At 55.5% G+C, this 236-nt stretch carries 1 protein-coding gene; it reads right to left on the reverse strand.

Features of this window, described 5'->3' with window-relative positions:
• Window positions 1-236, reverse strand: a 236-nt coding sequence (locus ACYP03_RS28050; RefSeq protein WP_459782941.1) for an ATP-binding cassette domain-containing protein, incomplete at both ends; no start/stop codon positions are given.

Consider the following 236-nt stretch of genomic DNA (forward strand, 5'->3'; position numbering starts at 1 on the left):
CCGTCCCATGGCAACACGCAGGCGCTGGCCGCCTGACAGCTGTGCCGGTTTGCGATCCAGCAGGTGATCGATCTGCAGCATGGCGGCAACGCGATCCACTTCCTGCGCAATTTTGGCTTTATCCATCTTGCGAATTTTCAGTCCGATAGCGATGTTGTCCCGCACCGTCATGTTGGGATATAGGGCATAAGACTGATACACCATAGCGATATCGCGGTCTTTCGGTTCCACCTGAG

The organism is Photobacterium sp. R1 (assembly GCF_054600795.1).